Below are 517 nucleotides of genomic sequence, written 5' to 3' on the forward strand. Positions count from 1 at the left end.
GTGACCGATCGGGTTGCGGTAATGTACCGTGGCGATCTGGTTGAATTTGGCCCGACCGCCAAAGTGCTTGGCGATCCGGATCACGCCTATACCCGCAGCCTGATTTCCGCGGTTCCGCGCTCGGACAAAAAACTCGACCGTTTTCCTTTGGTCAGCTACATCGAAGAAGCGACCGAAATGGAGCCGCTGGACATCAAAAACCACTGGCTGGGACAGAGTCAGGATGAGCGCCAGTACACCGGCCCATTGCTGAATGTCGAACACGTTAACCTGCGTTTTGTCACCAAGGATTCCTTGTTTGAAAGTCGCCGCGAGTATGTTCAGGCGTCCAATGACGTCAGTTTTGAAGTGTTCGAAGGGGAAACCTTCGGCCTGGTGGGAGAATCCGGATCGGGCAAATCGACCATTGCGCGCGTGATCTCGGGGTTGTATCAGCCAAATTCAGGCAAAGTGACGTTTGAGGGCATCGATCTGACCGGGCTTAAGTCGGAAAACGAACGACGTCCGCTGCGCCGTC

Annotated in this window: 1 protein-coding gene; it reads left to right on the plus strand. The window is 55.1% G+C overall.

The window, feature by feature from the left end:
- On the plus strand, window positions 1-517 hold a 517-nt coding region (locus tag VPR01S_RS21910; protein WP_040903388.1), incomplete at both ends, for an ATP-binding cassette domain-containing protein.

Source organism: Vibrio proteolyticus NBRC 13287, from assembly GCF_000467125.1.
In the GTDB taxonomy this organism is placed as follows: domain Bacteria; phylum Pseudomonadota; class Gammaproteobacteria; order Enterobacterales; family Vibrionaceae; genus Vibrio; species Vibrio proteolyticus.